This window comes from Amycolatopsis acidicola, from assembly GCF_007713735.2.
Taxonomy (GTDB): domain Bacteria; phylum Actinomycetota; class Actinomycetes; order Mycobacteriales; family Pseudonocardiaceae; genus Amycolatopsis_E; species Amycolatopsis_E acidicola.
The window spans coordinates 1-12,572 of record NZ_VMNW02000015.1 but is presented as its reverse complement, the minus strand read 5'-3'; the positions used below and the strand labels follow the sequence as shown (position 1 = coordinate 12,572).

Below are 12,572 nucleotides of genomic sequence, written 5' to 3'. Positions count from 1 at the left end.
GCATACCGGGATAGGCTTTACGGCACGCGTCCTGGGTACGCCCCCGGGGCGCGTTCGTCGTGCGGGGCACGCGAGTGGACCGAGCAGAGCGAAGGAACGGTGAGGGCAGTGCCGACCGGCAAGGTCAAGTGGTACGACGCGGAGAAGGGGTTCGGCTTCGTCACCCAGGACGGCGGCGAAGACGTCTACATCCGCAAGACCGCGCTACCCCAGGGGGTAGAGGCACTCAAGGCCGGGCAGCGGCTCGAGTTCGGCGTCGCCGACGGGCGGCGCGGGCCGCAGGCCCTTTCGGTCCGGCTGATCGACTCGCTGCCGTCGGTGGCCGAAGCCCGGCGCCGGCCGGCGGAGGAGCTGCACGGCCTGATCGAGGACATGATCAAGCTGCTGGAGATGAAGGTCCAACCGGATCTGCGCCGCGGCCGCTACCCCGATCGCAAGAACATCAAGCGCATCGCCGAAGTGATGCGTGCCGTAGCCCGCGACCTCGACCCGTAAACCCTGGGCCCGCGCGGCTTCGCCCCGCTCCGCCCGGCGTGTTGGCCCCTGGCGCTGGCGTGTTTGCCGTTCCCGCTGGCGTGTTTGCCGCTGGCGTGCGCGTGTTTGCCGCTGGCGTGCGCGTGTTTGCCGCTGGCGTGCGCGTGTTTGCGGCTGGCGTGCGTGTGTTGGCTGCGGGCGCTGGTGTGTTGGCCGCTGGCGTGCGTGTGTTGGCTGCGGGCGTTGATGTGTTGGCGGCGGGCGCTGGTGTGTTTGCCGTTGGCCCGCGCGTCGGCCGGTCGTGCCGGTGCGTTGGGCCGCCGCGTTCGGTTTACGTGTCCGCCCGTCGACGGTTGCCGTGCCTCGTCGCGCCCCGGTCGGCCAACACGCCGACGGGGGCGGCCAACATGCCCGCGGGACGGGCCAACACGCCGACGCCACGGGCAAACACGCCCGCGAGAGGGGGCAAGACGCCGGCGCCGCGGCTCAGGGCTGGATCTGCAGCGACCAGTAGGCGCGCGCGACCAGTTGCGGGTTGCCGCTTTCGTCCAGGATCGGGTTGCCTGCCTGGTCTGCCGCGTACGCCGCGCCGAGTTGCTGCACCTCGACCACCACGAGCTGGTCGGCCGGGTTGTCGGCGGTCGCGGTGTAGGCGAGGTGGCTGCTCGGCGAGAAGTACTGCTGCTTGATCTTCGGGGTGCCGTCCGGGTCGAGGTATTGGACGTTCACCAGCCACGGGGTGTCGCCGACCTCCGAGGGCACCGAGATCTGCACCGGCTTGCCGGGCCGCACCCGCAGCGCCACCGTCGCGTCCGGGTACTTGTCGCAGTTCTGCACCAGCGCGTCGCAGTGGATCAGGGGCTTGGCGTTCACCGTGTGCCCGTCGCCGAAGAACGTGACTTCCGGCGGGCCGACGGAGGTGGAACAGCCGGTCAGGACAAGAGCCCCGGCAGCAAGAAGACCCATGATCCGAGAACGCCGCATGGCTCAAACAGTATTAGGCGAGCGTGCGGGCCGGACGCTCGGGCCGCTTCCGGCCGAGCCACGGCAGCAGCGAAGCGCCCCTGTGCATCAGCAGCGTCTGGGTGCCGCCGAGCGCGACGAGCAGCGAGACCACCAGGAATCCCAGCCAGTATGTCGGGGGCAGCAGCAGCCCCATCGCGCCGCCGAAACACCAGGCCAGCTGCAGCACCGTCTCGGAACGGCCGAACGCCGACGCGCGGGACTCCTCCGGCAGGTCCGCCTGGATCGAGGCGTCGAGGCTGATCTTCGCCAGCGCGCTCGAAGTGGAGCCGACGAGGCCGACGATCGTGGCCGTGGCTATCCCGGCCAGCACCGTGGCCAGAATGGTGGACGCCAGCGTCGCGGCGACACAGCCGAGCACGACCTGCGTGGGATGCCCGAACGACAGCCGGGAACCGAGCGCGTTGCCGATGAACCCGCCGACGCCCGCCGCGGCACCGATCAGCCCGAGCAACAGCAGCTGCATGAACGGACTCTGCCCGTTCTGTTCCGCGTGCGCCTTCACCGCGAAGGCCGCGAACATCATCAGGAAGCCCGTCAGCACGCGCACGGAACCGTTGCCCCACAACGAAACCACGACGTCGCGGCTGAGCGGCTGGCGTTTCCGGCTGGTGGGCTGGGCTTTCAGGGTGGCAGGCACCTCGCCCGCGGTCACCTCGACCCACGACGGGATCCGCATCGACTGCACCGCGGCCGCGACACAGATCAACGCTGTGAAGTACAACGCACCCGAGGAGCCGATCAGCGAGTTCACGCCACTCGCCACCGCGCCGAACACCCCGCCGGCGGCGAGACCGAACACGGTGAGCCGCGCGTTCGTCTTCGACAGCGTCACTCCGCGCGGCACCACCCGCGGCGTGACCGCGGACTTCAGCACCGTGAACGACTTGGACAGCACCATCATCCCGAGCGCCGCCGGGTACAGCCCCCAGTCGTCGAAGTGCATCGCCATCAACACGGCCATCAGGCCCTGGCCGATCGACGAGACGCACATCGCGAGCCGCCTGCCGCGCTGGATCTTGTCCAGCGCCGGGCCGATCACCGGGGCGACGAGCGCGAACGGGGCGATGGTGATCAACAGGTACAGCGCGACCCGGCCGCGGCTTTCACCGCTGGTGGCCGCGAAGAACAGGGTGTTCGCCAGCGCGACGGCCATCGCCGCGTCGCTCGCGTAGTTCAGCATCACCGCGTACGTCAGCGAGGTGAGCCCGGACTTGTCGGCGCCGTCGGCCTTCGTGGCGCGCTGGAACGCTCCGACGGCCTTGCCGCCGAGCTCGCGGCTGCGCATCGCGGCGACGCGGGTGACGGTGATCTTCTTCGGTACCCGCGGCATCGCCCCCGCGGTGGCCTCGGTGCGGTTCGCCTGCTGGGTCTCGTTCGGATCCGGGCGGTGGCCGGCCGGGTAGCCGTCGGTGTTGTAGTGCTCGTACAACGGTTCCGTGCGGCGCGGCGGCGGCTCAGCGCCGGGAGGAGTCGCGCGAGGACGCGGCGGCGGAGGCGGCGGGTACGGCCGCGCGCCGCGCGGCGGGACCGAAGAACGGACGGCGCCGGTGGGCGCTTCGTCCGCAGTGGGCACGCGTTCGCGGGGCGGCTCGGCGTGGACTCGTTCGGACGCGGGCGGGCCCCACGGCCTCCCGGCCCCCGGTTCCGGTGTCCACTTCCGTTTGCGCCCCACGTGTCAATCTTGCCTCATCAGGTCGCGGACGTGCTCATTGATCAGGCAACGGGCACGAATTTCACCTGGAACAGGGTCGGCCAGTACTTCCCGGTGAGCAGGAACTCGTCGGTGCCGGGCACCGCCGCGATGCCGTTGAGCACATCCGCCTGTGCGCGCTGGGCGTCGGTGAGCAGCCCTGACGCGTCGATCCTGCCGGTCACCCTGCCGCTGCCGGGGTCGATGCGCAGGATCTCGTCGGTCTGCCAGACGTTCGCGTACACCGCGCCGCCGGCGCACTCGAGTTCGTTGAGCTGCGTGAAGGTCTGCCCGCCGTCGTGCACGGTGACGGCGCCGGTTTCCGCGAACGTCTTCGGGTCGCGGAACGTCAGCTGGTCCGAACCGTTGCTCATCACCAGCCTGTTCCCCTCGTGGCACAGGCCCCAGCCCTCGCCCTGGTACGAAACGCGGCGCAGTTCGGCGAGGGTGCGCGCGTCCCGCTCGATGGCGAAGCCGTCCTTCCAGGTCAGCTGCCACAGCGTGGAGCCGAGCACGGTGATCCCTTCGCCGAACAGCGGGTACGGCAGCGACACGGTGTGCGTCGGCGCCTGGCCCGGCGGGCCGTACCGGGCGGTGGAGGTGCCGGAGATCCCGGTGCTCTCGTATAACGATCCGTCTGCGATTTCCAGGCCCTCGGTGAACGCGGACGTGTCGTGCGGCAGCGTCCCGACGACCTCGGTACGCAGCGACGGAGCCGGATCCGCGGCCTGAGGTGCGGCTGCGCCGCACCCCGCGAGAGCCGCCACCAGGGCGAGAGAGATCGGGATCAGGGCGCGCACGCCTACACCCTGACATGACCCACGTGAATACGCCGCTGCACAATGAGGACCATGACCCTGCTGCTGACCCTGGACGACGGTTCCGTACAGCGGGCCCTCACCGACGCCGTCGAGCTCGCGCGCGAGGCCGCGGTCGCCGAGGCGGGGGCCGAGCAGGTCGGCGCGCACGAGGGCGTGTACCGCGAGGACGCCGTCTCCGCGACCCACCTCTTCGAGGCGGCCGTACCCGGTTACCGCGGCTGGTGCTGGTCGGTCACGGTCGCCGCGGCCGGGCCGGAGCTGCCCGTCACGGTTTCCGAGGTCGTGCTGACCCCGGGCCGCGAGGCGCTGGTGGCGCCGAAGTGGGTGCCGTGGGAGCGCCGGGTCCGCCCCGGTGACCTCGGCGTCGGTGACATCTTCCCGACGGAGGACGACGACCCGCGGCTGGTGCCGGCGTACCTGCAGTCCGACGACCCGGCGGTCGAGGAGGTCGCGCTCGAGGCCGGACTCGGCCGGGTGCACGTGCTTTCCCGCTACGGCAGGCAGGAAGCCGCCACGCGCTGGCGCGGCGGCGAGTTCGGGCCGCGCTCGGACATGGCGCGCAGCGCGCCGGAGTCGTGCGGCACCTGCGGGTTCTACCTTTCGCTCGCCGGGTCCATGCGGGCCGCGTTCGGCGTGTGCGGCAACGAGATCTCGCCCGCGGACGGCCGGGTCGTGAACGTCGAGTACGGCTGTGGCGCGCATTCCGAGATCCACGTCGAGACCACGTCCTCGGTGCCGGTCGCGGAGCTGGTCTACGACGACTCCCAGCTGGACATGGAACCGGTGCGTGAGCCTGCCGACTCCTGACCCGTTCGGCACCGGGGCGCTACGGGCCTCGGTGCGGCGCGCGTGGGCGGATTCGCCGACGCGGTTCACCGAGGACACCAACGCCGAACGCGATCTGCGGGTCGGCGCGTACCGGGACAGGTTGTTCGTCGAGCTGGCCCAGAACGCCGCGGACGCCTCCGCCGAAGCAGGCGTGCCCGGAGTCGTCCGGGTGTCCGTTGTGGACGGTGAGCTGCGGTTCGCCAACACCGGTGCCCCGCTGGACGCCCGTGGTGTCGCGTCGTTGTCGTCGCTGCGCGCGTCGGCCAAGGAAGGCCTGGTCGGGAAGTTCGGGGTCGGGTTCGCCGCGGTGCTCGCGGTCAGCAGCGCGCCCAGGGTGATCTCCCGCACCGGCGGCGTCGCGTTCTCCGAAGCGCGCACGCGTGACGAGATCGGCCAAGACGGCGAGGTGCCGGTGCTGCGGCTGCCGTGGCCGGTGGACGAGCAGGTGCCCGAAGGTTTCGACACCGAGGTGCGGCTGCCGCTGCGCCCGGAGGTCGACCAGGACGAGCTGCTGGCCCGGCTGGAGAGCGAAGTCGAGGACCTGCTGCTGGCGTTGCCCGCGCTGACGCGCGTCGAGGTCGGCGGGGTCTGGCAACGGTCCGAAGTGGACGGTTACGTCGAGATCTCCGCGCCGGACGGTGCCGTGCGCCGCTGGCTCACGCAGGAGGCGCCGGGCGGGTTGTGGGCCGTGCCGATGTCCGACGAGGGCCCTGAGCCGCTGGCCGAGGACGTGCTGCGCGCGCCGACGCCCACCGACGAGCGGCTGTCGCTGCCCGCGCGGTTGATCGCGAACATCCCGTTGGAGCCCTCGCGACGCCGGGTGTTGCCGGGCGCGGACGTGGTCGCGCCGGCTCGGGCGTACCCGGACCTTGTACGCAGGCTCGCGCCGGAGGACAGGCCTTCGCTGGTGCCCAGCGCGGGATTCCCACTGTCCGAAGTGGACGGAGAACTGCGGGAGGCGGTGCGCCGCGGCCTGGCCGAGCAGCCGTGGCTGCCCGCCGTCGGCGACGACCTCCCCGCCTCGGGCGCGCGGGTGCTCGGGGTCGAGTCGCCGGAGTTGGTCGAGCTGCTCGGTGATCTCGTGCCTCGGCTGGTCAAGCTGTCCGGGTACGACGTCGCGCAGGTGCTGGCCACGGTCGACGCCGACCGGCTGGACATCCCGGAGCTGGTCGAGCTGCTGACCGGCGTCGAGCGCCCGCCTTCGTGGTGGCATTCGCTCTACGACGCGCTGTTGCCGCTGCTCGAATCGCACGAGATCGCCAAGGACGAGCTCGGTGCCCTGCCCGTTCCGTTGGCCGATGGCCGGACGTTGCCAGGGCCCCGCGGCGCGCTGCTGTTCGGCTCCGGCGAGCTGCTCGATCTGCTGGCCGAGGCGGACGTGCTGGGCCTGCGGCTGGTGCATCCCGAGGCCGCGCACCCGTTGCTGGAACAGCTCGGCGCGAAGCAGGCGGACGCCGTCGAGCTGCTGGAGGCGCCCGGGCTGCGTGAGGCCGTCGAGCGCAGTGTCGAGGACGCGGAGTCCGGTTTGGACACACGTCCGCTCGCGGAAGCCGTGCTGCGCCTGGTGTCCGAGACGACCGTCGAGGGGCTGGGCGCGCTGGCATTGCCGTGCGAAGACGGCTGGCGGCGCGCGGACGAGCTGATCCTGCCGACGTCGCCGCTGCTCGAGGTGCTCGATCCCGACGTGATCGGCGAGGAACTTTCCTTGTTGGACAAGGACTTCGCCGAGCAGTGGTCGCCGGGCGTGCTGACTGCGGCCGGCGTGCTCGACGGGTTCCGGGTCACCGAGGACGGCATCCGCGACCTCGACCTGGTCGCGGACGACAAATGGCCCGAGGCGCTGCGGCTGCTGGAGTCGGAGCGGGAGACGTGGCAGGCGCTGCTGCACGGGCCGTCCGGAGAATGGTTGTCCCGCAACGCTTTGCTCGACGGCAACACGCCGGACGAATGGCGCCTGCCCGACGCGGAGTCGCTGGCCGGGCTGTACGACCCGATCCCGGATCTCGGCGTGCGGCCCGAGGTGCTCGTGGCTGTCGGCGTGCGCACGGAGCTGGTCGTCGAGGACATCGAGGATGCTGCCGACCTGCTGAACAGGCTGGGCGACGCGGACCGCACGGTCGCGCCGGGCGCCATCTCACGCGCGTACGGCGCGCTCGCCGCCGCGGAGCTGGACCTGTCGGAGCTGGACGCGCCGGAGCGGGTGCGGGCCGTCGACGGGACGGTGGTCGCGGCCGAGGACGCCGCGGTGCTGGACAAACCGTGGCTCGCCACGTTGTGGCCGGCGGACAGGCTGGTTGCCGCGGCGGAGCCCGAGCGGATCGCCGAGCTGCTGGACATCCCGTTGCTGAGCGAGTTGATCTCGGGGCGGCCCGGCGAGGGCGAGTTCGTGCCGTGGCGCGAGCTGACCGCGATCCGCCTGGTGGCGGAGCTGCTGGACCTGCCGTTGCCGGAAGGTGGCGTGCTGGTGCACGAGGAGTTGACGGTCGAAGTCGACGGGGTCAAGCGCGCCACGCCGTGGTGGGTCGAAAGTGGCGGGTTTCACGGGGAACATCATGCGGAGGATTCGTCGGCAGGGCTGGCCCGCGCGTTCTGCTGGGCGGCCGACCGCTGGGCGGACCGGCACCTCGTCACGGCCCTGCTGGACGACCCCGACCCGCTGACGCCCTGGAGCTAGGCGCCGGTCTGGGCTGAGCGGGAGCCGCGGCCTCGGGCGGCTCGCTGCCAGGCCATGATGCCCATTCCGATCAGGCTGATCACCACACCCGACAAACAGGTCCACAGCCACACGCTCGGGGTGTGCCCGCCGCCGAAGTCGTGGATCGCGAGTACGACGAAGCCGATCAGCCAGGCGACCGTCCCGACGATGACGATCGGGAACAGCGCGGTCAGCTGCGCGGGCAGCTCGGGCACCGGACGCAACGAGCCTTTAACATCCCCACCGTTGATCGGATCGGTCACGTCCGGAAGGCTACCGGCGAGTCACCCACGAGCACCACAAAGGCGGCGGTCATGGCGCAGCAGCAGGACACCGGACAGGAAGAGCGGCAGGCACCCCGATCGGGCCTCGACCGGTTCTTCAAGATCACCGAACGCGGTTCGACCACCGGCAGGGAGATCCGCGGCGGTCTGGTCACGTTCGTCGCGATGGCCTACATCGTGGTGCTGAACCCGTTGATCATCGGCAGCTTCTCGGCCGACAGCGCCAGCGCGCACAAGGACGTGCTCGGCAACATCCTGCCGTCGTCGCAGGTGGCAGCGGTGACCGCGCTGGTGGCCGGCGTGCTGACCATCCTGATGGGACTCGTCGCCCAGTACCCGTTCGCGATCGCCACCGGGCTGGGCATCAACAGCCTGCTCGCGGTCACGATCGCCCCGCAGGTCACCTGGCCGGAGGCGATGGGGCTGGTGGTGATCGAGGGCCTGATCATCGTCGTGTTCGTGCTGACCGGGTTCCGCACCGCCGTGTTCAACGCCGTGCCCGCCGCGCTGAAGTCCGCGATCGCGGTCGGTATCGGCCTGTTCATCTGCTTCATCGGGCTCGTCGACGCCGGGTTCGTGCGGCGGCTGCCGGACTCGGCGAACACCACCGTTCCGGTCGGGCTCGGCATCGACGGTTCGATCGCATCCTGGCCGACCGCGGTGTTCGTGGTGGGGCTGCTGCTCACCGGTGTGCTGGTGGCGAAGAAGATCCGCGGCGGGATCCTGATCGGCGTGCTCGCCACGACGGTCATCTCGATCATCGTCGAGTCGATCGTGCACGCGGGCCCGTCCAACGGCACCAACCTCACCGGCTGGAACCTCGGCTACCCGGCGCTGCCGGACAAGGTCGTCGGCCTCCCCGACCTGTCGCTCGTGGGTGACGTGTCGTTCGGGGCGTGGACGCGGCTGCCGATCATCACCGTGGTCCTGTTCGTGTTCACCCTGGTGCTGGCCGACTTCTTCGACGCGATGGGCACGATGACCGGGCTCGCGAAGGAAGCCGGGCAGCTCGGGCCGGACGGTCAGCTGCCGCGCGTCGGCCGCGCGCTGTTCGTCGAGGGCCTCGCCGGTGCCGCGGGCGGGTTCGGCTCGGCGAGCTCCAACACGGTCTTCGTGGAGTCGGCGTCCGGCATCGCGGAGGGCGCGCGGACCGGGCTGGCGAACATCGTCACCGGTGTGTTGTTCATCGCAGCCATGTTCCTCACGCCGCTGTACCAGTCGGTGCCGGTGGAGGCGGCGGCGCCCGCGCTGGTGGTCGTCGGCGCGCTGATGATCCGGCAGGTCCGCGACATCGACTTCGGCGACTTTTCCGTTGCGCTGCCCGCGTTTCTGACCATCGTGGTGATGCCGTTCACCTACTCGATCGCGAACGGGATCGGCGCCGGGTTCATCAGCTACGTGGTCATCCAGGGGGTCACCGGCAAGGCGCGGAAGGTGCACTGGCTGATGTGGCTCATCGCCGTGGCGTTCGTGGCGTACTTCGCAGTCGGGCCGATTCAGGACGCGCTTCGCTGATCGTTTGGTATGCTAACTATGTGTCCGATATGGCTGAGCGCGCATTGGCCAGCCGGCTCCGGCTGGCTGTGGTGCGACTCAACCGCAGGTTACGGGCACAGCGGATCGACCAGACCGTCTCGCTGACGCAGATCGCGGCGATGTCCACGCTGCACAAGTGCGGGGCGCTGACGCCGGGCAAGCTGGCCGCCAAAGAGGGTGTGCAGCCGCCGTCGATGACCAGGGTGATCACCGCGCTCGAGGAACTGGGGTTCGTCGAGCGCAGCCCGCACCCGACCGACGGCAGGCAGGCGATAGTCACGCTGACCGGCACCGGGCGGAAGTTCGTCGAGGAGACGATCTCCGTGCGTGAGGCCTGGTTGGACCGCAAGCTGGCAGGGCTGAGCGGAGCGGAGCGGGAAGTGCTCACGCAGGCCGCCGAGATCATCGACAGGATGGCGGGGAACGAATAACGGTGAGAGCCGACACGGGTAGCGAGCAGAAGTCATATCCGACAACGGAAGCTACCCGGGGGCAGGCGCCACCACCCCCCGAGCAGGGGACGGCGAAGAAGTCCAAACTGGACATGTTCGCCTCGCTGCGGGTCCGCAACTACCGGCTGTTCTTCTCCGGCCAGGTGATCTCCAACATCGGCACCTGGATGCAGCGCATCGCCCAGGACTGGCTGGTGTTTCAGCTCTCGGGCAACAACCCGATCGCGCTGGGCGTCGCGGTCGCGCTCCAGTTCATCCCTACCGTGCTGCTGTCGCTGTACGCGGGCGTGCTCGCCGACCGGGTCGACAAGCGCAAGTTGTGCGTCTTCATCCAGAGCAGCATCGGCGTGCAGGCGCTGGTGCTGGGCCTGCTCGACGTGACCGGGGTCGTCGCGCTCTGGCACGTGTTCGTGCTCTGCTTCGTGCTCGGCATCTTCAGCGCGCTCGACGTGCCCGCCCGGCAGTCGTTCGTCGCGGAAATGGTGGGGCGCAAGCAGATCACCAACGCGGTGGCACTGAACTCCTCGATCTTCAACATGGCCCGCATCGTCGGCCCCGCCATCGCCGGGTTCGCGATCACGTGGGTCGGCACCGGCTGGATGTTCCTCGCCAACGCCGCAAGCACGCTCGCGGTGATCACCGGACTGCTGCTGATGGACCCGGACAAGCTGTTCCGCGGCCCGGCCGTGGAGCGGGCGAAGGGGCAGCTGCGCGAGGGCCTCGACTACGTGCGCGGGCGCTCCGACCTGGTCACGGTGATGGTGCTGGTGTTCTTCGTCAGCACCTTCGGGATCACGTTCTTCACCTCGCTGGCGATCGTCGCCGGCAACGTCTTCGGCACCCAGGCCGACGGCTACGGCCTGCTCTCGACCCTGCTGGCGGTGGGCACTTTCACCGGTTCACTGCTGGCCGCGCGGCGCGGGGTGAAGGGAAACCCGCGGGTGCGGCTGCTGCTGATCGCGGCGTTCAGCCTCGGCGCGATCGAGTTCGTCACCGCGTTCATGCCGACCTATCTGGCTTTCGGCATCGCGCTGATCCCGCTCGGCTTCGCCACGATCACGTTCCTCAACACCGCGAACTCGCTCGTGCAGACCGCGGTCAGCCCGGAGATGCGCGGCCGCGTGATGGGCATCTACGTGCTCGTGCTGATCGGCGGCAACCCCATCGGCGGGCCGATGGTCGGCTGGATGGCAGACGCTTTCGGCGGCCGGTCCCCGTTCATCATCGGTGGGGCGATTTCGGCGTTGGCGGCGTTGGCGTGTGCGGTGGTGTTGGTGCGGCGTGGTGGGATGTCGTCGCGGTATCGGATGTCGGGGTTGCGGTTGTTGTTCGCTAATGGCCGAGCAGCGACGGCGGGATCGTCTCGTCGGGCTTTGTGAGCTGGATGGCCACGGTGTCGTTGGGCGGCCGGTCCCCGTTCATCATCGGTGGGGCGATTTCGGCGTTGGCGGCGTTGGCGTGTGCGGTGGTGTTGGTGCGGCGTGGTGGGATGTCGTCGCGGTATCGGATGTCGGGGCTGCGGTTGTTGTTCGCTAATGGCCGAGCAGCGACGGGAGCATCGACTCGGCGAGCTTTGTGAGGTCGGAGCCGCCCGAGAAGGTGACCGTCTGGGCGGAGTCGTCGGTCAGCTGCACCGACACCGAGTCGTCGGTGATCGACGCGGGTCTCCCCGCGAGCGTCTGCGGGAAGACGCGAGGCGAGACCTCATCGGTGTAGCTCACCTGCACGCCGCGCGCCGTGCACGTCCCGTCGAACTTGGGGCGGCCGGTGGCGTGCAGGCGTTCGGTCAGCGCGGTGCACAGCTGCCACGAGATCATCGGCCACGGTGAGTCCAGGATCCCGTGATCCGGCACCGGCTCCACGGTGCGCGCGGGGATCGCCTGACCGCTGCTCTGCTTCGGCAGGTCCGGCCCCGGCGCCATGGTCGCCTGCACGACGGCGTTCGCGACCGACGTGAGGAGGTCGTCCATCCCCGGCCCTGGCCCCTCGATGCTGCGGCTGACATCCAGGCGCAGGAAGGGCTTGATCTGCTCGGTGGGCGCGTCGTCGACGAGGCGGACGTTCATGCGCGCGTTGGATTCCGGCGCCAGCGCTTCGAGTTCCCCGCTGTGGCCCGCGATCTCGATCTGGTCGGGGTCCTGGAGGTTCGCCGGGGTGCCGTCGAGGTCGAGGCGGAGGTCGAGGGTGGCGGTGACGACGTGGCAGCCACCGTGCTCCACCTCGCGCAGCGTGGCGTCGCCGAGGAGCGCTTCCCAGCGCTGCTGACTGAGCGACTGACAGAGGACGTGCCCCGCCGTGTCCGGTGGGAGCGCGGCGACCATCTCACCGGTCGGGATCGGCACCGAGCGCAGCGCCTGGCCGTCCTTGCTGGGCCAGACCGAGGGCAGCGCCGGGATGGACGCCGCCTGCTCGCGGCCGTCGTTCGCCCACCAGTAACCGGCCGCGGTGGACACCGAACCGAACGACAGCAGAACGACCACCAGGACGATCAGCACGGTCGCGGTCTCACTCGCGTGGAACTTTCGCACTCCGCCTCCCCACGGCGCTCGTCCTGGTTGGCCACCGGCAAGATACCCGGCGCTGTTTTCGGCCCGTGTGCAGGTATTTGCTCACTGTGGTGAGGCGGCATGTGGTAGCGGAGTGGCGATGGTGCGTGTTTGCCGCTCCCGCTGGCGTGTTTGCCCTCGCTGTCGGCGTGTTGGCCGACGGCGCTGGCGTGTTTGCGGTCGCGGGTGCCCCCGGCATGTGCGCGGGTGGGGCCGACTC

At 70.2% G+C, this 12,572-nt stretch carries 11 protein-coding genes; 6 read left to right on the top strand and 5 right to left on the bottom strand.

The genetic code is table 11. The features are described from left to right. Positions 1-108: 108 nt before the first annotated feature. A complete protein-coding gene (locus FPZ12_RS13015) occupies positions 109-495 on the top strand; it encodes a cold-shock protein (protein ID WP_144747009.1) in 387 nt (128 codons plus the stop codon). A gap of 465 nt (positions 496-960) precedes the next feature. On the opposite strand, the gene FPZ12_RS13010 is transcribed toward FPZ12_RS13015, so the two are convergent. Genes FPZ12_RS13010 through FPZ12_RS13000 form a run of 3 tightly spaced genes read right to left on the bottom strand, consistent with a single transcriptional unit; the run spans position 961 to position 3,990 of the window. Continuing rightward, positions 961-1,458: a DUF2771 family protein gene (locus FPZ12_RS13010; protein ID WP_150980306.1), complete on the bottom strand. Its 498-nt coding sequence runs from the start codon at positions 1,456-1,458 to the stop codon at positions 961-963. Positions 1,459-1,471: 13 nt separating this feature from the next. After that, the gene (locus tag FPZ12_RS13005; RefSeq protein WP_144746996.1) at positions 1,472-3,172 is read right to left on the bottom strand and encodes an MFS transporter; all 1,701 of its coding nucleotides are present in this window, start codon (positions 3,170-3,172) and stop codon (positions 1,472-1,474) included. A gap of 41 nt (positions 3,173-3,213) precedes the next feature. Beyond that, on the bottom strand, positions 3,214-3,990 hold the full coding sequence (locus tag FPZ12_RS13000) for a glutaminyl-peptide cyclotransferase (RefSeq protein WP_144746997.1): 777 nt from the start codon (positions 3,988-3,990) through the stop codon (positions 3,214-3,216). A gap of 51 nt (positions 3,991-4,041) precedes the next feature. Here FPZ12_RS13000 and FPZ12_RS12995 point away from each other — a divergent pair, with 51 nt between their 5' ends. Together FPZ12_RS12995 and FPZ12_RS12990 are read left to right on the top strand one after the other, a co-directional pair. Continuing rightward, positions 4,042-4,818 (top strand): DUF3027 domain-containing protein, encoded by a 777-nt coding sequence (locus FPZ12_RS12995; RefSeq protein ID WP_144746998.1) that lies wholly within the window; start codon positions 4,042-4,044, stop codon positions 4,816-4,818. Further along, positions 4,799-7,513, top strand: coding sequence for a sacsin N-terminal ATP-binding-like domain-containing protein (locus FPZ12_RS12990; protein WP_144746999.1), 2,715 nt, complete (start codon positions 4,799-4,801; stop codon positions 7,511-7,513). Before FPZ12_RS12995 ends, FPZ12_RS12990 begins: the two co-directional genes overlap by 20 nt. Here the strand turns inward: FPZ12_RS12990 and FPZ12_RS12985 are convergent. Beyond that, the gene (locus FPZ12_RS12985) at positions 7,510-7,797 is read right to left on the bottom strand and encodes a DUF2530 domain-containing protein (protein ID WP_243769821.1); all 288 of its coding nucleotides are present in this window, start codon (positions 7,795-7,797) and stop codon (positions 7,510-7,512) included. The two genes, FPZ12_RS12990 and FPZ12_RS12985, sit on opposite strands and share 4 nt — an antisense overlap. 51 nt (positions 7,798-7,848) lie before the next feature. Here FPZ12_RS12985 and FPZ12_RS12980 point away from each other — a divergent pair, with 51 nt between their 5' ends. The 3 genes from FPZ12_RS12980 to FPZ12_RS12970 all read left to right on the top strand — a co-directional run bounded on the left by FPZ12_RS12980 (position 7,849) and on the right by FPZ12_RS12970 (position 11,185). After that, positions 7,849-9,333: an NCS2 family permease gene (locus FPZ12_RS12980; protein WP_144747000.1), complete on the top strand. Its 1,485-nt coding sequence runs from the start codon at positions 7,849-7,851 to the stop codon at positions 9,331-9,333. 29 nt (positions 9,334-9,362) lie between these two features. After that, positions 9,363-9,785 (top strand): MarR family winged helix-turn-helix transcriptional regulator, encoded by a 423-nt coding sequence (locus FPZ12_RS12975; protein ID WP_144747011.1) that lies wholly within the window; start codon positions 9,363-9,365, stop codon positions 9,783-9,785. A 113-nt stretch (positions 9,786-9,898) separates the two neighbouring features. Beyond that, complete coding sequence (locus FPZ12_RS12970; RefSeq protein ID WP_150980312.1) at positions 9,899-11,185, top strand: MFS transporter; 1,287 nt, start codon at positions 9,899-9,901, stop codon at positions 11,183-11,185. Positions 11,186-11,338: 153 nt separating this feature from the next. On the opposite strand, the gene FPZ12_RS12960 is transcribed toward FPZ12_RS12970, so the two are convergent. Beyond that, positions 11,339-12,334: a hypothetical protein gene (locus FPZ12_RS12960; RefSeq protein WP_243769820.1), complete on the bottom strand. Its 996-nt coding sequence runs from the start codon at positions 12,332-12,334 to the stop codon at positions 11,339-11,341. Positions 12,335-12,572 lie beyond the last annotated feature (238 nt).

Bases quoted from the DNA above. Each gene is read 5' to 3' on its own strand.
- FPZ12_RS13010 (WP_150980306.1), bottom strand. From the start codon at position 1,458: ATGCGGCGTTCTCGGATCATGGGTCTTCTTGCTGCCGGGGCTCTTGTC.
- FPZ12_RS12995 (WP_144746998.1), top strand. From the start codon at position 4,042: ATGACCCTGCTGCTGACCCTGGACGACGGTTCCGTACAGCGGGCCCTC.
- FPZ12_RS12980 (WP_144747000.1), top strand. From the start codon at position 7,849: ATGGCGCAGCAGCAGGACACCGGACAGGAAGAGCGGCAGGCACCCCGA.
- FPZ12_RS12975 (WP_144747011.1), top strand. From the start codon at position 9,363: ATGGCTGAGCGCGCATTGGCCAGCCGGCTCCGGCTGGCTGTGGTGCGA.
- FPZ12_RS12970 (WP_150980312.1), top strand. From the start codon at position 9,899: ATGTTCGCCTCGCTGCGGGTCCGCAACTACCGGCTGTTCTTCTCCGGC.